This window comes from Chryseobacterium sp. PTM-20240506, assembly GCF_048296755.1.
GTDB classification, from domain to species: Bacteria; Bacteroidota; Bacteroidia; order Flavobacteriales; family Weeksellaceae; genus Chryseobacterium; species Chryseobacterium proteolyticum.
On the sequence record NZ_CP182581.1, the window covers coordinates 1,525,206 to 1,545,336 of the forward strand.

The window sequence follows — 20,131 nt, forward strand, 5'->3', positions numbered from 1 at the left end:
TAGAATTCAAAGAAAATGTAAACTCTTTATTTTTTTCTCATTGTATTCTGCGTAAGATAAATATAATTAAACATGCAAAATGTGGCTGCCGCTCCGAAAGTATGCCATAAAAAGTGGGTTCCGAAACTCAACCATCCCCACTGATCAACGATACGGAAAATAAGTGCGAAGACAAACGACAATAAAGCAAAACCCACCCATTTTCCGGCTTTCCACTTTGTATACATCAAGTACCTTACTACCGAAAAAAGTACAAATGAAGCCATGATCGCATAATTGATATTGATAAAGAGAGCAACGTTATCGACCAAAATCCAATTTCTCAAACCCAACATAAGGATCACATAGACAATAACCATTACAACAGCATAGTACCATCTGGTGCTCTTTGCTATAAAATAAAATCCGGCAGACAGACACAGCAGCATAATGGGCATCCAATCCATCATGATAAATACCGGCCATTGCCTGAAAGAATGGTAAACAGTTCCGCCTATGGCACCAATGTACAATAAAACTAAACAGTAGGTTAAAAAAGGATATTCTTTAAAACAACCTTTCAATTTAATGGTCCAGAAAATGGCTATGGCTAAAAAAAACACAGCAGTTATTGCATTGAAAGGCTCAGGAAAAAACTGAGCCATATCCGTTTCTTTATATAACATCCCCCCGTCCGGAGGTATTAGGTTTATCAGCATTGTCTTACTATATACTTCTCCTAAATATAGAAAAAATATGGCATTAGTAAATTCAATGGCAAAAAGCTTCCTTATCCTTCTATGGAAGTAGCAAAAAAATATGGCTAAGATTTTAGGAACTACTATCAGTTATCTTCTAAGAGAAACTGAGGAAATAAACATCTTTAAAGATCCGGCAATGCTCAACCGTTTTAGCGACATCAAAAAACTTGATCCCGAAAATAAAAAACATCTGCATTCTATTGTAGATGGCTTATTCAAGCACTCAAAATTAAAAATTTAGTGATAAAAGTCAAAATTAGTCATTCAATTCTTTTTTTATCATCATTAACCATTCTAAAGCATCATTAGAGTTTTCAAAATAACGATTAGCTTCATCTCCAACTTCTTGCCAGTAAGAGTCAATGTTCTCAATGAGAATAAGTAATTCTTCTTTTACTTTACCTAAAGTCTTTATTGACACTTCCGATTTATTACAATCTGTAATATAATTTTCAACAACTTCTTCATCAGTCAAATCATCGAAATCTGCATCTGGAAAGTATGCTCCAAAAAACTGATATAAATTTGGAATTTTTTTTTTAAAGTCCATATTCTTTATTATTTTTTTATTTTATTGCGGGAATGCTTCTAATATAAAATAATTACCATTTCCATTTGCTTTAAGAATTATTCTAGCATTACTCAAATCATTAACAACACCAGTACTTCTCATTATTCCTCGACCTATATTATTCACTCTATTATATTCTAATCTAAGATTGGTCGTAGCTCCCGAATTTAACCACGATTTAATTGCAGCTCGATTACTTCTTATTGTCGATCTAATAACTGATTCTGCAACAGCTTCATTTGTAAAAGAGCTTGCCTCCGCTGGCGCGAGCGTCACGCTCGTTGCCATTCACATCACAAATTTAAATCTATTTCCAGAATTTTCTGGTCGTCATTACAGTAGTTTCTTTCATTACCATATTTCCATTTGTATATTTATGTTACAAAGCTACTTTCAGGCCCATTAATCTTAAATACTAAAAATATAAATCCGAGAAAGTGTATCTTCTCGGATTTATATATAGATTGTTAATCTTTATTCTGGCACGAGCGTGACGCTCGCGCCAGCAAGGGGAAAAATATCGTCTCGAAAATCCTCGACATCCAAAAAACTAAAAGATAACGACAGACAAAACGTCTTCGCTCTCCTTGATGCGTTCCTTAAACAAACTAAACTGCAAAGCATTTTATAAATACAAAACCCTCGCAAATTGCGAGGGTTTATCTTTATCTTCCACACGATACAATCGTGCGGGAGCGGGGGGATTAGTTATCATTTAAAGTTATTTTCAAAATCTCTTTGACCTTTAGTTCCCATACTCCTCCTGAATACTCTTCCCATACTTTTTTTGCTTCCAAAAAATCCTCCAAAACGTCATTATTACCAATATGCTGAATAATTGAATTAAGAAAAAAAGAATATTTTATCGGAATATGATAAATAATTACATCATTATCTTTTATATAGGCAAAATGTGCATTGAGATCATTATCTATATCAATAACAAATGCTTATCCATTTTCATCATCATTTAAAGACCAAATCTGACCTGTTTCAATTCTTTTAGTTTCCAATTACTAATAATGTTTTATTATTATTTTTTGCCATTAATAAAAATCTATAAAATAAATCTTCTTTAACATTTTGTTGCTCTAATAATTCAATCAGATAATTAATATGGTTTTGATATAATCTAAAATCACCATATATATCAAACAGATTATCATATTTCTTATTGAAAATTTTAATAATATTTTCAAATTTTGAAAATTCACAATCAGAAATATTAAATAAAATCTGGCTTTTGTTATCTATATCTAAAAAATTAACTGACATATTAATTTGCTTTTTGAGGAAATGAAGTTACAATTTTACGTTTCTTTTTATCTACAATTACTCTATGAGAAGTTTCCTCCGCTGGCGCGGGCGTCACGCTCGTTGCCATTCACATCACAAATTTAAATCTATTTCCAGAATTTTCTGGTCGTCATTACAGTAGTTTATTACACTACCATATTTCCATTTGTATATTTCTGTTACAAAGCTACTTTCAGGCCCATTAATCTTAAATACTAAAAATAAAAATCCGAGAAAGTGTACCTTCTCGGATCTATTTATTCTTTAGTGATAAAAGTCAAAATTAGCCATTCAATTCTTTTTTTATCATCATTAACCATTCTAAAGCATCATTAGGGTTTTCAAAATAACGATTAGCTTCATCTCCAACTTCTTGCCAGTAAGAAAGTATATCACCAATTAACCCGTCAATATCTATTTTTAGACTATCAATCTTTTGATGATTATTTAACTCTTTGTGTTTTAAAACATAATTTGAGACAATTTGTTCATCCGTAAGATCTTCAAAATCTGCATCTGGAAAATATCCGACAAAAAACTGAAATAGATTTGGATAATCTTTTTTTAAATTCATTTTATTTTATTTTATTTTGGAAATGCTGTTAATATAAAATAATTTCCACTACCATTAGATGTAAGTACTATTCTTGCATTATTTAATTCGTTAATAATACCAGTATTTCTCATGATTCCTCGGCCTATATTATTCACTCCATTATACTCTAATCTAAGATTGGTCGTAGCTTCCGAATTTAACCACGATTTAATTGCAGCTCGATTACTTCTGATTGTCGATTTAATAACTGATTCTGCAACAGCTTCATTTGTAAACGAGCTTGCCTCCGCTGGCGCGAGCGTCAAACTCGTTGCCATTCACATCACAAATTTAAATCTATTTCCAGAATTTTCTGGTCGTCATTACAGTAGTTTCTTTCATTACCATATTTCCATTTGTATATTTATGTTACAAAGCTACTTTCAGGCCCATTAATCTTAAATACTAAAAATATAAATCCGAGAAAGTGTATCTTCTCGGATTTATATATAGATTGTTAATCTTTAGTCAGGCACGAGCGTGACGCTCGCGCCAGCAGGGGGGGGAAGCTTAAACGCACATTTCCCAAATGGTCTGTATAGCTGTAAATATACTTATTATTTTCAGCCATTTTATTTGAATTTTTCTTCGTTAATTCCATTAATAAAGGAAACCAAACGTCTCGAACATTCCCATTAATCATTTTCGTTACTGATCAATCTTTTTAATATTTTAACTTTACCAACAGACTCTTCTCCTCTTTGTACAGAATATTCTTGATCTATTTGAATTTCGTTTTTAACAAAATCATAAAAAGTAAAAGCAAGCAAAATTTTAAAAGGAGAATTATAAGATACTGATTGATTTTCCATAATTTTATAAACAAAGCTATATCTATAACTTTCGTTTAAGACTAAAAATAACCAATTTACTTCATCATCCTTAGGATTTAAATTGGATTTTAACATTTTACTTAAAGAAATATTTAATTCCCCTACATAATGAAATTCTCTATTCGTTGTTAACATACTTTACTGTTTTATAATTGGTTTTATTGCTTTTAATATTTTTTGATTAAAGATAAATGCGCCAATACCATCTGTTCCGGGTGACCAATATTTCATCGGGTTATTCGAATTATAAATAATACCCTCCACAACAGTATATCCATCTGGGTAAAGCTGTTTTCCAAATAAATGTGCGTCTCCGCTGGCGCGAGCGTCACGCTCGTTGCCATTCACATCACAAATTTAAATCTATTTCCAGAATTTTCTGGCCGTCATTACAGTAGTTTATTACACTACCAGATTTTCATTTGTATATTTCTGCTACAAAGCTACTTTCAGGCCCATTAATATTAAATAATAAAAATCCGAGAAATTAGTACTTTCTCGAATTTATTATAAGTTGTTGATCCAATTTATTTAGACACGAACGGGGGGGTTATTTGACTATCTCTCCATCAAGTTTGAATTTTATAAAAAATGTATTCTCCCGAATATTAATAGTTTTTTTAATCCCTTCTTCTGTACCTAACTTCTTTAATACTGTTTCACCCTTCTCCGCAAATGAAAAATATTCATCTGAATAAAAATAAAGAGGTATTAGCTTTCCTTGTATAAACACAGATCTATTACTATGTTTTACCCAAAAATTTTCTGAAGAATTAGAGAAATTATTCAAATACATGGTATATATATCTGCACTCTCTTTATCTAAAACTATATAAGTTTGATTATTCTTTCCTCTTTTTTGAAGCTCTTTACTAAGAATTTCATTAACAGAAGAAGGTAAAAAATATATAATATCTGAATTTAATTTTTGCGAGTAACAACTCAGTAAGCAAAAATTTAATAATAATATTGATAGAATGTTTTTCATTATGGAGTTTTTTGTTTATCTATAAAATGTTTTAGAGCATCCTGCCCTATATTGTTACTATTAGTAGTTCCAATATTATTTGTTTGTGTACCATTCGGCATAACCCTATGTATTACGTTTCCGGCTGCTTGAGTCCCAGTATAAGAATCAACTGCATATACAGGAATGTTAAAACTATTAGATGTTGATTTATCCATAGCAGATGTTCCCGGTATATTTACTAGGCTAGGGTTTTGCGAAGTATTATGCGTATGTACTTGAGCAACCGGAAGCAATTTTGTACCATCAAAAGTTTGTTTTACTACCGCCCCTGATTTATCTGTAAGAGATGTTATAGATATTGTAGTTTTTCCATCTATGCCGTCTGGCCCCCTAACAGAGGTTACTTGTGCTGTTGGAGTATCTCCTCTTGTAACTTCCATACCAACCCAAACTTGCCTTTCCTTTGTCTGATCAGTAATGGTTTCTTTATTGGCATTATTAATATCAGAATTAATCTGAGTATTGTTTACTGTTACTATAGAACTGCTTTTTTGTAAGGCAGCCGTAGCATCTACTGATGTAGAACCTCCTTTTTCAGAAGTGATGTTATTCCAATCGCTCTTATATATTACTCTGGTATTAGTGGTTGCCGCTCCATCACTTCCCAAATATTTTCCAGTGGAAGCATCTATATAATCATCTGGGGGAATTGCAAATCTTCCATCTGGATCTACAAAACGGATTGGATTATCAAACGCATAATTGTACGGAGACCAGCGACGCATTAATTCTGCTTTTGGATCCACCACTCCCCATCTTCCCAAGTCAGGCATATACATCCTCGCCCCATAATCATACATACCCGTCTCCTGAAGTTCCTTTCCATTGTACTTATTATCCACCACACAATGCAATCGTGCGGGAGAGAGGTTTATAAGTTTGTATTAAATGTTTTTGCACTCTCAATAAATGTTTGAAGATTATCTTTTTTTATATTATAAAACAATATTTTATATTTTCCATTTGTGTATAACTTCGATACTCTTCCATTATGTCCTTCATAGAGATAATTTTCGTTATATTTTCTTTTATCCCAATATTCTCCTATATATTTTAAAACTTCATTATAATCAATATCTTTTAATTCCCAATTCTCAGATTCCTGTCCTTCATTTTTATAAGAAGAGTAAATATAAAATATCTGCTTGTCATCATATTCAAAGAAAAAATTATTACTTTTTACATTCCAGTTAACAATATTTTTAGGTAACGTTATTGAAAAGTGCGTTGTGTAATATATGTCTTGATCAGCTGAAGCATTAACTTTATTAATATATTTAAGTTTATTTTCATTGCTACCATAATCGAATACCATACTATTATTATTGATACTATTTTTTGACACATCTATATAAGATACACAAGAACTCATCAACAAAACCAATAAAACACAGATTGAATATTTCATAATTATTTATTTACTTTTTCCATTGCTTTTTTAAATGCTGAATAATCTATTGTAATAATAGAACCTCCTGAATTATAAAATCCTACTGTAGGAGAATATGTATTAGGAGAAGGTGTTCCTCCTATTTGACCTGGAGGCAATGATCCTGGGATTTCCGTCCAACCCAAAACCATAGATGGCTGATTTCCCTGCATATTTTTAGGATCTGTATCTTTGCCTGCTCCCATTGAAGGTGTTGGTTTTCCGTAAGCAACCACATTACCTTCACTGTCATAATCAAGAGGGTGTAAGTGCGCATCAGAAGCAACAGTATCACCTTTGTCTCGTAAATCTTTTTTAGCTTCGGCCCATGCTTTTGGTCCTACTTCTCCAGTCTTTTCACCTGTTACAGTTTTTGATGATTTTCCATTCTGCCCAAAATAAAACCCTTTCTCAGTACCTGTTTTGTCTATTTTACCAAAAGCATATATATCATCAATCTGTTTAATCTGGTCATTAGTTATCTGATTAACAACATAACCATTGTTTATTGCAGCATCTGTATCAGCTTCCTTTTTACTAGTAGTTAATACTATTTTCTTATCCGTTTTACCATCTTCAACATGTTTTGTGAGTTGCCCTTTCAAATTGTAGTAATCAGTAAGAGGAGCTCTACCATCTGGATCTATAAACCTAATCGGATTATTAAAAGCATAATTATAAGGACTATGACGACACATCATTTCCGCTAAAGGATCTACCACACCCCATCTTCCAATATCCGGCATATACATCCTCGCTCCATAATCATACATACCAGTCTCTTGGAGTTCTTTCCCGTTGTACTTTTAGTTCTTATAAGCATCAGTATACATAAAAGCCAACTTTAAAGCTGGCTTTTTATCTTGAACTTATATCTTGTTATTCATCATCTTCTAAATTTTCATATTTATAGTCTGTTAAAACTAAAATTCCAAAATACTTCCATTCAAACTCATCTTGATAATTAATCCTTAATATTAATGTTTTTTTTGTTTTTTGAAGAACTTCAATAGAATTAATTATTTTATGGTGTGAAGGGTATTTTCCATAAGGAGAAGAAGCAATAAAACTTTTGGAATTTTCTTTTGATAAATTAAATTCATCAAATATTCCTAATTTGACTTTTTCTTGAGATTTAAAATTTTCAGATTTTAAGCATATTATTTTTTGAAAAACTTTATTTATATCATCATATTTAAATAAACTTTCTTTTTCAGAATCATATTTCAAATATTCATATTTCATTTTAGAAATATCTTGCTTAAAATAATCAAATACTCCTAAATTAACTTTTTCATTATTTAATATTCCCGATTTATATGTTACAATAATAGGTCTATAAAATTCTAAAATTTGAGCTTTTACGGGGATAGCAAAGCTCAGAATTATTATACACAAAGGAATAAGATTAATTTTTTTTCTCATTTTTTTCTTTTTTTGCATCTTCTCTTACTTTAACAAGTTGGTTTATAATTGTCTCTGCAGGAGACCCTGGAGTAGTTGGAGCTGTTAATCTAAAAGCAGAAGATCCATATTTTGTATGATCTTGATCAACATCTCCTGTAGCATCTTCTATGTGAGACTTTATTTCATGATAAATAGTTTCTGCTAAATCATAATTATTATATCCAATAGTTTTTGAATTTCCTTCATCATCCGTATGTGTTGCACTGTATCTTGAATCACTACTATTTTCTTTAAAATAATTTTCATTTAAAGAAACTAAATGAACTTTTTTATCTCCTGATTTGGATATGTCTAAATTGTTAAATTCCGAAGAATTAGAATAACCTTCAGGTATTGATACTTTCCCATCCTTAGCAAGCCCCATTGATTTTATATCATTAATTGCTTCTGCTACTGTAGATGAGCTAGAACCAAAGTTTTTAGAATTTATATAAATATCTTCTGTTTTACTGGTTCCATATTTATCCCATAACCTTCTGCCTTCTGCTGTCTTATAAAGTATTTCTTTTGAAGCTTTAAAAGATCCATTGGCTGTTAAAATAATAATATCTTTTCCTTGCTTTCCGTCGGGATCAATAAATCTCAGTGGATTGTTAAATGCATAAGTATAAGGACTCCAACGCCTAGCTTTTTCCGCCAACGGATCTGCCACTCCCCATCTTCCCAAATCAGGCATGTACATCCTTGCGCCATAATCATACATTCCATTCTCTTGCAATTCCTTTCCATTGTACTTGTAATTCTTATAAGCACTTGGACTAAAAAAAGAGAATCCCGTTTTTAAATGGTTCATTCCAAATGGATAATAATCATTAGCATCTGTAATCTCAAGAGCGCCTGTGCTGTTTCTTGCGAAACTTATCCTTACATTTCCTAAATGATCTTTATACTGGTAAATATACTGATCTTTTCCATAATCATAAAATCCTTCTGCGGTTGGGAAAAACTGAAGCTCAGGATTCTTTGCCCCTAAACCTGAAACAACATTTAAAGTCTCTGCAGAATAAGCCTCCATTTCCAAAGCCTTGCTCGTTTCCAGACTAGCAGCAAACATTTCCGTACCTCCTCCATTATTTCCGGATCCTGTTATATTTATATATTGAAATCCATCAAGATAATCTGTAGTTTCCGTAGAAGAAGTCGTGCCTGTTATTCCAACAAGTGTTTTTACGACTTGTTTTCTCAACTTTGTCCCATCTGATCCGTACTTTGTAGTAATATCAGTATATGCCTGACTAGAACCAATAGATATTGCATTGGGCAGATTTAAATAATTATAAACTATTCCATTGATTTGTTTATCTGCCATATTGATCATATTCCCATTAACATCATATCCTATGGGAAGTCCTGTTGTCCCTTCATAACCAGTCTTGTTACCACTGTTATCTTTTATGGTAGTGGCCCGGTTTCCTGCATAAGTATATTCTAAATCATCAATTTTTGTGGCAATTGTCCCTTGCAGAACTGAGGTTCTATAAAGATTGGTGATATTTCCATTCAAATCATACGTTAAAGATTCTGTATTTTCTTTGCTGTTGGGGTTATTTGGGTTTTGATAATATCCTGCTGTTAATCTGTTCAGCTTATCATAAACATATCCATATCTCTTAGGAGTAAGAGAAGGATTGGCTCCGATTGTTTCCACTGCCCTCCAATCTACTTCTGCGATATTACCATTGTATTTTGCCTCAACATTTTTTCCGGAGAATAAGACTGGATCCGGATTAGTGATTCCTTCTTTCTGATTGTATTTGATCCTATAAGCAAAAAGCTTCCCTCCTAAATCAGCTACAGACATCTGGTTTTTATTGATATCTGTCAGCCAACCTCTGATATTGTAATTGTAATCAATGCTTTGGAGATTGTTTCCTACTTTTTTATTGCTTAACTGTGAAAGTTTATTATAGGTATTGTCCGTTAATAATTCCCCTCCGCTGGCGCGAGCGTCACGCTCGTTGCCATTCACATCACCTGTATTTGGATCATAAAATTTACCATTTTTTTGGTTAGCTTTTTCCCCGCTACCGTACGAATTCCTTCGTGTGGTTAAAAGTTATAAATCAAAAATCCTAAAAATTACAATATCATCCAAAAGTCCTTTTTCATAGAGATAATCAGCTACACTGCCATCTACTCACCGTTATATACTTTTAGGTAAGAAAGAAAATGAGATAGTTTAATAAAAGAAATTAGAAGAAAATGCCACACGAAAGGATTCGTGCGGCAGCAGGAGGAGACTTTGCTAAGCGGGTAACATTTTTTTCTTTTCCATTTACCTCACATCCAATTGTATAAAAACTAATGATAAATATGAGACTAAACCGGCTAATATTAGATTTATTAAAATAAAAATAATTTCAAGTAAAGATATTTTTCTTTCTACATATGCTATATTGATGGCTACAAGCAAACCTAACGCTATACCAGAATATAGTAAAAGTTCTCCATTTCCACCATTAATATGAGTATAACATATAATTATAACATAAACCCATATTAATATATTTGTTAAAATTACCGTATTTTTTTTCATGGCTTTTTTCTTCTAACTACAGCATTGTATCATTATAACAATATTTTTTGTCCCAAAAAATATAGAAGACTTTTTATTTTTGGGAATATATGTATATCACAATAGTAAAAGCGTAATAAAAATGCTAATTTTTATTTTTTCATCTGGGATATTTTGAATTATTATTTGTTTGAGTTCTTCTAAATCGATTTTCATGTCTACAATTTAATAAAAAACACCTTTAACGGATTTGGTAAAGGCTATTTATTTTTTTTTTAACTAGAGAATATCTCATAATTTATCTGGATTTTTTACTATTACCATTTTTAACAATTAATTTCATTTGTATTGCTTCAAAACTTTTCTTTCCATATCATCGCTTTTCAAAACTCAATACGATAGGCAAAGGTTTTAATTTAATATTGATCTTAATTAATTGTCATTGAAAATAATAATTATAAAGTTTGTTAGCTCAAATTTTGATTTATTCCAATACTAACATGTGTGGATAGTCAAAATATTCTATATATAATTTGCTTTCCTTTTCATTGTAACAAACACCAATGTAATCATATCCATCTTTTTGATTAGTAAGAAATTTTCTTCCATTGGATAAGCTTATTTTTATATTTCCATTTTTTTTCTCGAATGCAGCAAATCTTTGACCATAATGATTCTTATTTGAAATTTTAGGAAATTTTGTCTCATATCCATTATTTAATTTCAAGCTTTTGTCAAAAAAACAATTATACTGGAACATCAATATAATTTCAGATTCTTTTTTAGGTATTAATTTTTTAGCATTGGTAAGGTATTCATCAACTTCAGATTTCTTTTCCGAATCTAAATTCTCATATTTCTCATATAATATTACTTTTTTAGTTTGGCATGAAACAAGAGTTAAAATAAAAAAACTAATTATTAAAAATATTCTTCTATTAATTTCCATTTTGGTTTTGATTTGATTTTTGTTGTTCTTTTTCTTTTCTTTCCCTATTCTCACTGATAATCTTAGTATGGTTTTGCATACTAGTTGATTGAGAAGAGGTTAAATCTGTTACTGAACTGTTACGCAGCTCTACCTTGTTATTTTCGCCAGAATTCATAAGATTATTTTCATTTGCTTTCAAACCCTTTATTATCTTCAGGGCTTTTTATAATTAAAAATTAGAGTACTGAAATTTCAATACTCTAATTTTTTATCAATTTTAAACTTATTAAACTGATTCCTTCGATTATATTTTTTGGTTTGGCATTGACTGTAATGTTATCTAAAGCCAACCAATAAGCTCATTCCCTTTATGAATTGGAATCAAATATTTAATTTTATTGTCTTCTATTTTTACAACAGTAATTATTTCCTTATCATTTTCTATAATATAAATATCTTTAGTATTTCCATCAATATTTAGTTTCTTGCCATTATGATCATAGTCCGAGATTACAATTTCAGATTTGGAATCTTTTAATTGATTTAAAGGTATTCGATATTGAGCTAATACATACTCAGGTTTTCCCTTGTAGTAAGACTTTATAAAATCATCAACAGTCTTATTATTTAACTCACTAAAAAAATAAGCAAAAATTGGATTGTCAAATTTTACTTCTTTTTTTAAACAATTAATACACATTAAAAGCACTACTATTAAAAATGTACTATAAACTAATTTTCTTATCATTATCTTTATTTTTATTTCTAGATGTAGTTGAACCTTCTGGAGATTTACCTTTACGAATATTTTCATTTTGTTTACGTAAATCTTCACCTAAATCACCAGGATTAGTTCCTCCTCCATTTGGCCAAGTTCCTTTAGTTCTTGGGAGATTTATTCCTCCTGCGGCTGCGCAATTTATAACAAAATCTGTACAATTGTTAGTATTTAGATCATATTTTGTATTTTTCTTTGATTCAACAAAATCTAAAATATCATTAAAATTTTTCTCATTAATAGGTCTTGTTTGTACAACTTCTTGCTCATGCCCTAAATTGTCTCTTATTTTACCATCCGCTTCTGATGCTATAGGATTTACTGATTGAGGATATGGATAAAAACCAAACGTTTTTGAATCCACAGATCCATCAGTATTCTTTCTTGTTAAAGTAATAAACGAATGACCAGGATCAGTACCATGATTGTATTCATAAGTATCTCTATCTCCTCCCTTTCCTGGCTGATCTACATGAATTACTAATTGATAGCTTTTACCTTTTTTACCATTGTCAAAAGCTTCTCGGACTTTATTCATATCAATAGCCTCTAAACCTTCTAATTCTCTATGTGAAACAACCTTGTTCTCAGAGAAATTGTAATGCGATTGATAGGCATATTTCTCACTCAACGGGTCGACATTGAAGAATCTCCCCATCGCAGAGTCATAATTTCTCCATTTATAAGAACTCCATCCTGTTTCCATTTGTTTTTCTTGTCCTTGAGAAGAGTACTTATAGTTGGGTGATATTGAAAGAGAAGTTCCTAAATAATCTCCAAACTCCAATCAGAATGGATAATAATCGGTTACCCGATCAATTTTCGGGTTTCCGGAAGCATCTCTGTAATACGCCAGTCTGATGTTTCCTACCTGATCTGTATAGTTGTAAGTATTTTCTATTAATTTTATAAAACAGGTAATCAATTAGATCACCGGTTTATTAAATTACTTTATTAAAAACTAACAAATCTGAAGTATAATGTATTTTTATAAAATTCCTAATTTATACAGTATATAAGCTATAATAAAAAAAGAAATACCTACTATGATACTTACAAAAAAAATATAAAATTCTTGAGAAAAAGCAACTCTCATATCTTCTTGATTATTCTCAAAATCTTTCTATTGATAAAAAAATAATTTATTATGGAATTGCATTTTGATTTATTACGAATATATGTCAATCTATTTATAAATAACCTATCAAGCCTTATTCTTCAATCAAAATTTTTGGAAAATCGTAGTAATGAATATATAAGGTTTCATATTGTTCGTTGTAACATATTGTTATATAATCATATCCTTTTTTCTGTAATATTGTAAAATATTTCCCGTTGGATAATTTTATTTTAATTTTACCTAATTTCTTCGAAAAATTCACAATACTTTGTCCATAGTGAATTTTGTCAGTTTTTGGAAATTCTTTAGTATATCTGTTGTTAATAGTTATTTTCTTTTGAAAAAAACAATTGTATTGAAACATCAATATAATTTCAGTTTCTTTTTTTGGTATCATCTTTTTAGCATCTGTAAGATATTCATCAACGTCCTGTTTCTTTTCTGAGTCTAAATTTTTATATGAAGTCGAATCGACAACCATCTTACTTTGACATGAGACAAAGTTCAGAGCTAATAAAATTGATAAAAAAAATAATTTATTAAGGATTTGCATTTTGATTTTGATTTAGTTTTTGTTGTTCTTTTTCTTTTTCTTTTCTTTCTCTATTTTCATTAGTAATATTAATGTGATTTACAATATCAGTTGTTTGTGAAGGAGTTAAATCAGTTCCAGTTGGATCTTGCAAAGGCTCAATAGTATTTGCTCCAGAATTCATTAGATTTTTTTTGTTTTTTGGAGTATTCTCAACCTTACTTTCTGTATCAAAAATATGTGGGAGACCTGCCTTATGTCCTAATTCATGAGCTAAAGTTCTTGGGCTATCCTTAGACTTTACAGTTCCATCATATATGTTTCCATCAGGGACTGTTTCTCCATTAACAAAAGTAACTCCATTCTCAGTATTTCTTGCAACCCTCTTTCCTAATTCGATAGTAAATTTTGCGTTAGGATCTTCGATAATATTTACTGTTAAACCATTTTGACTTAAAACACCTGCAGCATCCTGTAAAAGGGTTTTGCTATAATCTTTTCCTGATTTATTGTCAATTTTCACTCTCCACTCTAACGTATTTTTATTTATCATTACTGCCTCAAGTCCCTCTAATTCTCTTGCATTTATAACTCTATTCTCAGAGAAGTTGTAATGCGATTGATAGGCATATTTCTCACTCAACGGGTCGACATTGAAAAATCTCCCCATCGCAGAGTCATAATTTCTCCATTTATAAGAACTCCATCCTGTTTCCATTTGTTTTTCTTGTCCTTGAGAAGAGTACTTATAGTTGGGTGATATTGAAAGAGAAGTTCCTAAATAATCTCCAAACTCCAATCCGAATGGATAATAATCGGTTACCCGATCAATTTTCGGGTTTCCGGAAGCATCTTTGTAATACGCCAGTCTGATGTTTCCTACCTGATCTGTATAGTTGTAAATATACTTATTCTGAACGAAATCAAAATACCCTTCTGAAGTAGGCACAAAACTCAGTTTATCATTGGTATATTGAAAGCCATCAAGATAATCCGTTTTTTCAACCGTTTCCATTTGGCCTCTACCAGATCCATAAGTATATACTTTTCTCAGTTTAACCCCTCTGCGTTATATAAGTATCTTGTATTCACATTATAATCCAGCACTCCCGGATTCAGGTCTCGAGGTAGGTAGGTTTTGTCGAACTTGACATAATCGGGCAGATTCAGGTAATTGTAATCTATCTTCAGAATCCCCTCCGCTGGCGCGAGCGTCATACTCGTTGCCATTCACATCACAAATTTAAATTTATTTCCAGAATTTTCTGGTCATCATTACCGTAGTTTCTTCACTACCATATTTCCATTTGTATATTTCTGTTACAAAGCTACTTTCAGGCCCATTAATCTTAAATACTAAAAATCCGAGAAAGTGTACCTTCTCGGATCTATTTATTCTTTAGTGATAAAAGTCAAAATTAGCCATTCAATTCTTTTTTTATTATCATTAACCATTCTAAAGCATCATTAGAGTTTTCAAAATAACGATTAGCTTCATCTCCAACTTCTTGCCAGTAAGAGTCACTGTTCTCAATGAGAATAAGTAATTGAGTTTTTTGGCTTAAGGTTGTAATGTTGCAGAACTGCGGATAAACTTAACCGTTGTTTGATTGTGGAGATTTCCATAAAAGAAAAATATTTTATTTTTTTTGATGTTACTATCAGATATAAAAGTATCTTTTTGTTTTCAATTTGCAAAATATTATCAGATTTTTTATATCCTTTAATTTCATATTTTTGATATAATATTTAATTATTAAGAACTTTTATATCTTTTTAGAGATGAATATAGGAAGTATTATAACTACATTAAGAGACAAGAACGGCTTCTCCCAAAGCGATTTGGCAGATAAAAGCGAGGTGTCTCGTGTAATGATCGGCAAGTACGAAAGAGGGGAAGCTATTCCTTCTGTTGATACTGCGAAAAAAATTGCAGATGCTCTTGGCGTAAGTTTAGATTATTTGGTTGGTGAGACCAATCAGGTTTCCTTTGATAAAAGAACCGTAGAAAGAATTAAGGATTTGGAACAATTAGAAGAGAGTAAAAAACAAACGCTCTACGATTTGATAGATACATACATTCGGGATTGTAAAACTAGAAAAGCATATTCGTAAAAATATTGCAATAAAATAACAACAAAGCCACCGCAATCGCGGTGGCTTTGTTGTTATTTTATTGTTCTTTTTCTTTATATCGTGTAAGGATTAATACACCTTCGTAATTACTTCGCTTTGTTCCCTGCAAAATAATAGTATCCTTACTATAATAAAGTATTTTACTGGTATTCTTATGATAAGAACCACTTACCGGATTTCTCTCAGAATCTATACTAACGACCGAATCGTTTATAATAAACCATTTTTCAGGATTGTATATATCACTTCTTGGGATTGTATCTAAATTCTTAGTAGTATAATTATTGATATATTGGATTTGTCGTCCATCTTTGAAAAATTCTTTTACTCTATAAGGGTAAAATGAATGATCTTCGTCAATACTATAACAATACCATTTTTTACTGTTATCACCTGCAAAAGCTGACTGTATTTTATCTTGTTTACTTTCTTTACATGAAAAAACAATAAAAACTAAAAAAAGTAAACTAATCTTGAGGTTGTTTAATATCTTCATAGGGTACTGGTTTATAATATGTGTCTCCTACCTGAGGTGTTATTGTAGGTAAAGTACTTCCACCTGAATATAAGTTTATATATACACCTCCTGTATTTTTTTCATTGTATGTATCAATCATGTTCATAAGATTAGTTCCATACTTGGATTCTTTATCTACCGCGTTAAGAACACGTAATCCAAAAGCTGCGGCTTGCCCTGCCCGATAACTTTCTGTTGTCTTTCCAAAATCTGGATTCATAGCTTCATTTAAGTAAACTTTTGCATGTAATTCAAAAGTATAATCTCCCTTGAAATTTTCATTTTTATGCCCAAACTTTCCTCCTTCATGGTTTAATGTAGACCGGATGTTATAGGCATTATCATAATCGCCTCCTTTTAAAACTGTCGTATTAAAGAAAATATTTCCTCGTCCATTTGTGTGAGCATCTCCCTTAGAGTATGTTCCTACACCTACATAACCTCCAATTCCTTTTTCTCCTGCATAATGTGCTAAAACTTTTGAAACAGCTGTTATAGTTCCTTTCTTGCTGTAATCTAATTGTGAAAGACTTGCAGCTCCTGTATTACCATTTAATTGAGATAATTTTGTAGCAGAACTATTAGTATGCACAACAACATTATTCGTTTTTTTATTATCAGTTCCAATATAACGACCAAATTTATTAAAGTGATCATCAACAGGAGCTCTTCCGTCGGGGTCGATAAACCTCATAGGATTATTAAACGCATAATTATAAGGACTATGCCTTGTCATCTTTTCGGCAAGAGGATCCATCACACCCCATCTTCCAATATCCGGCATATACATTCTTGCACCGTAATCATACATTCCCGTTTCCTGAAGCTCCTTCGCGTTGTACTTGTAGTTCTTATAAGCACTTGGGCTAAAAAAAGAGAATCCCGTTTTTAAATGGTTCATTCCAAATGGATAATAATCATTAGCATCTGTAATCTCAAGAGCGCCTGTGCTGTTTCTTGCGAAACTTATCCTTACATTTCCTAAATGATCTTTATACTGGTAAATATACTGATCTTTTCCATAATCATAAAATCCTTCTGCGGTTGGGAAAAACTGAAGCTCAGGATTCTTTGCCCCTAAACCTGAAACAACATTTAAAGTCTCTGCAGAATAAGCCTCCATTTCCAAAGCCTTGCTCGTTTCCAGACTAGCAGCAAACATTTCCGTACCTCCTCCATTATTTCCGGATCCTGTTATATTTATATATTGAAATCCATCAAGATAATCTGTAGTTTCCGTAGAAGAAGTCGTGCCCGTTATTCCAACAAGTGTTTTTACGACTTGTTTTCTCAACTTTGTCCCATCTGATCCGTACTTGGTTGTAATATCAGTATATGCCTGACTTGAACCAATAGATATTGCATTGGGCAGATTTAAATAATTATACATTATTCCATTGATTTGTTTATCTGCCATATTGATCATATTCCCATTAACATCATATCCTATAGGAAGTCCTGTTGTCCCTTCATAACCAGTCTTGTTACCACTGTTATCTTTTATGGTAGTAGCCCGGTTTCCTGAATAAGTATATTCTAAATCATCAATTTTTGTAGCAATTGTCCCTTGCAGAACTGAGGTTCTATAAAGATTGGTGATATTTCCATTCAAATCATACGTTAAAGATTCTGTATTTTCTTTGCTGTTGGGGTTATTTGGATTTTGATAATATCCTGCTGTTAATCTGTTCAGCTTATCATAAACATATCCGTATCTCTTAGGAGTAAGAGAAGGATTGGCTCCGATTGTTTCCACTGCCCTCCAATCTACTTCTGCAATATTCCCATTGTATTTTGCCTCAACATTCTTTCCGGAGAATAAGATTGGGTCCGGATTAGTGATTCCTTCTTTCTGATTGTATTTGATTCTATAAGCAAAAAGTTTCCCTCCTAAATCAGCTACAGACATCTGGTTTTTATTGATATCTGTCAGCCAACCTCTGATATTGTAATTGTAATCAATGCTTTGGAGATTGTTTCCTACTTTTTTATTGCTTAACTGCGAAAGTTCATTATAGGTATTGTCCGTTAATAATTCTTCGGGGTTGCTATCTACCTGATGGAAATGTTGTTTTAGCCTGTTTCCATTATCATAAACAAAACGTTCTTTTATTTTGACTTCTGTTTCAGTTGGAGTTCTTTTATGATAAGTATAACTTTCTGTTGCTAATCCTGAAAAATCAAGTTTAGACTCCTTATTGGTGTAACCTTCTAAATGATTAGTAGTTTTTGTAGCAATCTGCCTTCCTTTGAAATCATAATAATGATATGTTTTGGTCCATTTATCATCTTCTATATTTTTTAGATAAGAAGCTGTTTTCAAACTTTTGGTAGAAGTTGTATTACCGGTTCCAAATGTTGCTAATAAAACATACTGGTCAAGAATTTTTTCAGGAATAACGGAAGGAGCATCACGCGGATAAGAATCATAATAGTTTACTGATAAAACAACAAAATTCGATGTTGGATAGGCCAGCTTATCATAGTAAATATCAATTCCCTGTTGATTAAAAAAGGTTGAAGTCCTTTTTTCATTATTGGAAGTATTTGTGGTTAAAGTATTTAGCGTATTCTGTAAAGACTGCCTTGTTGCAGTGCTGGAAAAGAATCCAGTATAAACAACCCTATTAAACTCATCATACTTAGTAAATATCCAGCCTTTACTGCCAAAGTTATTGTTTACAGTCCCTAAAACAGCATCCTGGTAAAGTACTACTCTGTCTTGTTTGTCATAAATGGTCAATTCCCAGCCTTTCCCAGGAAGCTTTTTTTCAACTTCCCTTCCTTGCCCGTCATAGCGGTATTGGTAGCACAGTGTATTTAAAATATCAGCAGTAACTTTATTTGCATTTTGCACAATTTGTTGTACTGCTTTTGGAGGGATGACAAACGCTTTTTGCCCATAGTCATTATACACATAATAGGTATCAATATTTTGTGTTCCATCTGTTCTTCGGATAAGAATCGTTTGTCCGCGACCATTGGTAAATTGAGTTACAGGATTTCCATCTTCATCCGTTATTGTATTTTTATAAAAACTACCCTGCCCATAGAATCCAAGGCTACCTACAGGTAATGCAGTTGAAATAGTTGTAACATTACTAACTGTGCTTGTTGAAGTAGTAGTGACAAACTTTATAACCTCATTTGCAGCATTAGTGCCATAGCTGAATGTTTGCGTATGTCCTGCTCCAAGTTTCCAGGCATCACCAGGATTTGCCTGTTGTAAAACCCGATCTAAAGGGGATTTTTCAAGCTCTTTCTCACTGTATGCATTGGATGCTCCGTAATAAGAGTTAGCGGTATTTTCATTGGTAACTCCAGAATGAATATTCCCATTCAATGTGTTAATTGGAGTAGGTAGAATATTTTTTGTCTGTCTTCCAAATTCATCATAGGTGACTGGAGTAACCATATCCTTGCCAGAAGGAGTTGCTTTAATACTAACTATTTGTTTGGCTCTTCCTAATCCATCAAAGTAAGTAACTGTTTCTGAAGTTTTTGAATTTGTAGTTATGGGATCTGCTAAATAAGTTTTAGAATACACATAGTTTTCTGAATTACTCTGTGCATAAAGCGTTCCAGCTACAAACACTAACCCCAGCAATAACCACTTTTTTGTTATTAAATATCTATTCATA

At 31.7% G+C, this 20,131-nt stretch carries 25 protein-coding genes and 1 pseudogene; 2 read left to right on the plus strand and 24 right to left on the minus strand.

Annotation, left to right across the window (positions count from 1 at the left end; translation table 11 throughout):
* Positions 1-26: 26 nt before the first annotated feature.
* A complete protein-coding gene (locus ACNFU2_RS06865; protein ID WP_418124355.1) occupies positions 27-698 on the minus strand; it encodes a hypothetical protein in 672 nt (223 codons plus the stop codon).
* 100 nt (positions 699-798) lie between these two features.
* Between ACNFU2_RS06865 and ACNFU2_RS06870 the strand changes: the two genes are divergently transcribed.
* Positions 799-981, plus strand: a complete 183-nt coding sequence (locus ACNFU2_RS06870; RefSeq protein WP_418124357.1) for a hypothetical protein — start codon at positions 799-801, stop codon at positions 979-981.
* Between the two features lie 15 nt (positions 982-996).
* On the opposite strand, the gene ACNFU2_RS06875 is transcribed toward ACNFU2_RS06870, so the two are convergent.
* The 21 genes and pseudogenes from ACNFU2_RS06875 to ACNFU2_RS06975 form a co-directional block, all read right to left on the minus strand.
* Positions 997-1,290, minus strand: a complete 294-nt coding sequence (locus ACNFU2_RS06875) for a hypothetical protein (protein ID WP_418124359.1) — start codon at positions 1,288-1,290, stop codon at positions 997-999.
* Positions 1,291-1,311: 21 nt separating this feature from the next.
* On the minus strand, positions 1,312-1,599 hold the full coding sequence (locus tag ACNFU2_RS06880; RefSeq protein ID WP_418124361.1) for an RNase A-like domain-containing protein: 288 nt from the start codon (positions 1,597-1,599) through the stop codon (positions 1,312-1,314).
* A 714-nt stretch (positions 1,600-2,313) separates the two neighbouring features.
* Positions 2,314-2,586, minus strand: coding sequence for a hypothetical protein (locus ACNFU2_RS06885; protein WP_418124363.1), 273 nt, complete (start codon positions 2,584-2,586; stop codon positions 2,314-2,316).
* Positions 2,587-2,890: 304 nt separating this feature from the next.
* Entirely contained in the window at positions 2,891-3,181 is a 291-nt protein-coding gene (locus ACNFU2_RS06890) for a hypothetical protein (RefSeq protein ID WP_418124365.1), read from the minus strand.
* Positions 3,182-3,192: 11 nt separating this feature from the next.
* Complete coding sequence (locus tag ACNFU2_RS06895) at positions 3,193-3,480, minus strand: RNase A-like domain-containing protein (RefSeq protein ID WP_418124367.1); 288 nt, start codon at positions 3,478-3,480, stop codon at positions 3,193-3,195.
* 357 nt (positions 3,481-3,837) lie between these two features.
* A complete protein-coding gene (locus tag ACNFU2_RS06900; protein WP_418124369.1) occupies positions 3,838-4,170 on the minus strand; it encodes a hypothetical protein in 333 nt (110 codons plus the stop codon).
* Positions 4,171-4,173: 3 nt separating this feature from the next.
* Complete coding sequence (locus ACNFU2_RS06905; protein ID WP_418124371.1) at positions 4,174-4,383, minus strand: hypothetical protein; 210 nt, start codon at positions 4,381-4,383, stop codon at positions 4,174-4,176.
* 202 nt (positions 4,384-4,585) lie between these two features.
* Entirely contained in the window at positions 4,586-5,023 is a 438-nt protein-coding gene (locus ACNFU2_RS06910; protein WP_418124373.1) for a hypothetical protein, read from the minus strand.
* Positions 5,023-5,910 (minus strand): RHS repeat-associated core domain-containing protein, encoded by an 888-nt coding sequence (locus ACNFU2_RS06915; RefSeq protein ID WP_418124895.1) that lies wholly within the window; start codon positions 5,908-5,910, stop codon positions 5,023-5,025. Before ACNFU2_RS06915 ends, ACNFU2_RS06910 begins: the two co-directional genes overlap by 1 nt.
* 26 nt (positions 5,911-5,936) lie before the next feature.
* Positions 5,937-6,473, minus strand: coding sequence for a hypothetical protein (locus ACNFU2_RS06920; RefSeq protein WP_273648415.1), 537 nt, complete (start codon positions 6,471-6,473; stop codon positions 5,937-5,939).
* Between the two features lie 650 nt (positions 6,474-7,123).
* Positions 7,124-7,300: pseudogene (locus ACNFU2_RS06925) on the minus strand (RHS repeat domain-containing protein); the annotation flags it as partial.
* Between the two features lie 73 nt (positions 7,301-7,373).
* Positions 7,374-7,919: a hypothetical protein gene (locus ACNFU2_RS06930; RefSeq protein WP_273648413.1), complete on the minus strand. Its 546-nt coding sequence runs from the start codon at positions 7,917-7,919 to the stop codon at positions 7,374-7,376.
* Entirely contained in the window at positions 7,903-9,930 is a 2,028-nt protein-coding gene (locus tag ACNFU2_RS06935) for an RHS repeat-associated core domain-containing protein (RefSeq protein WP_418124375.1), read from the minus strand. Before ACNFU2_RS06935 ends, ACNFU2_RS06930 begins: the two co-directional genes overlap by 17 nt.
* Positions 9,931-10,236: 306 nt before the next feature.
* Positions 10,237-10,497, minus strand: coding sequence for a hypothetical protein (locus tag ACNFU2_RS06940; protein WP_418124377.1), 261 nt, complete (start codon positions 10,495-10,497; stop codon positions 10,237-10,239).
* A 463-nt stretch (positions 10,498-10,960) separates the two neighbouring features.
* Positions 10,961-11,425, minus strand: coding sequence for a hypothetical protein (locus tag ACNFU2_RS06945; protein WP_418124379.1), 465 nt, complete (start codon positions 11,423-11,425; stop codon positions 10,961-10,963).
* Positions 11,415-11,582, minus strand: a complete 168-nt coding sequence (locus tag ACNFU2_RS06950) for a hypothetical protein (RefSeq protein ID WP_418124381.1) — start codon at positions 11,580-11,582, stop codon at positions 11,415-11,417. The genes ACNFU2_RS06945 and ACNFU2_RS06950 overlap by 11 nt, the downstream gene beginning before the upstream one ends.
* Positions 11,583-11,747: 165 nt before the next feature.
* The gene (locus tag ACNFU2_RS06955; RefSeq protein WP_418124383.1) at positions 11,748-12,155 is read right to left on the minus strand and encodes a hypothetical protein; all 408 of its coding nucleotides are present in this window, start codon (positions 12,153-12,155) and stop codon (positions 11,748-11,750) included.
* Positions 12,133-12,891, minus strand: a complete 759-nt coding sequence (locus tag ACNFU2_RS06960; RefSeq protein WP_418124385.1) for a hypothetical protein — start codon at positions 12,889-12,891, stop codon at positions 12,133-12,135. Before ACNFU2_RS06960 ends, ACNFU2_RS06955 begins: the two co-directional genes overlap by 23 nt.
* A gap of 81 nt (positions 12,892-12,972) precedes the next feature.
* Positions 12,973-13,110 carry a hypothetical protein gene (locus tag ACNFU2_RS06965; RefSeq protein ID WP_418124386.1) on the minus strand — a complete coding sequence of 46 codons (138 nt, stop codon included), beginning with the start codon at positions 13,108-13,110 and terminating at the stop codon, positions 12,973-12,975.
* Between the two features lie 286 nt (positions 13,111-13,396).
* Positions 13,397-13,858, minus strand: a complete 462-nt coding sequence (locus ACNFU2_RS06970; protein ID WP_418124388.1) for a hypothetical protein — start codon at positions 13,856-13,858, stop codon at positions 13,397-13,399.
* The gene (locus ACNFU2_RS06975) at positions 13,845-14,852 is read right to left on the minus strand and encodes an RHS repeat-associated core domain-containing protein (protein ID WP_418124390.1); all 1,008 of its coding nucleotides are present in this window, start codon (positions 14,850-14,852) and stop codon (positions 13,845-13,847) included. The genes ACNFU2_RS06970 and ACNFU2_RS06975 overlap by 14 nt, the downstream gene beginning before the upstream one ends.
* Positions 14,853-15,619: 767 nt before the next feature.
* On the opposite strand from ACNFU2_RS06975, the gene ACNFU2_RS06980 reads away from it, so the two are divergent.
* The gene (locus ACNFU2_RS06980; protein ID WP_273648411.1) at positions 15,620-15,952 is read left to right on the plus strand and encodes a helix-turn-helix domain-containing protein; all 333 of its coding nucleotides are present in this window, start codon (positions 15,620-15,622) and stop codon (positions 15,950-15,952) included.
* A gap of 58 nt (positions 15,953-16,010) precedes the next feature.
* Here the strand turns inward: ACNFU2_RS06980 and ACNFU2_RS06985 are convergent, their stop codons facing one another.
* Positions 16,011-16,469: a hypothetical protein gene (locus tag ACNFU2_RS06985; RefSeq protein WP_418124392.1), complete on the minus strand. Its 459-nt coding sequence runs from the start codon at positions 16,467-16,469 to the stop codon at positions 16,011-16,013.
* On the minus strand, positions 16,441-20,130 hold the full coding sequence (locus ACNFU2_RS06990) for a DUF6443 domain-containing protein (RefSeq protein WP_418124394.1): 3,690 nt from the start codon (positions 20,128-20,130) through the stop codon (positions 16,441-16,443). The genes ACNFU2_RS06985 and ACNFU2_RS06990 overlap by 29 nt, the downstream gene beginning before the upstream one ends.
* Position 20,131: the final 1 nt, after the last annotated feature.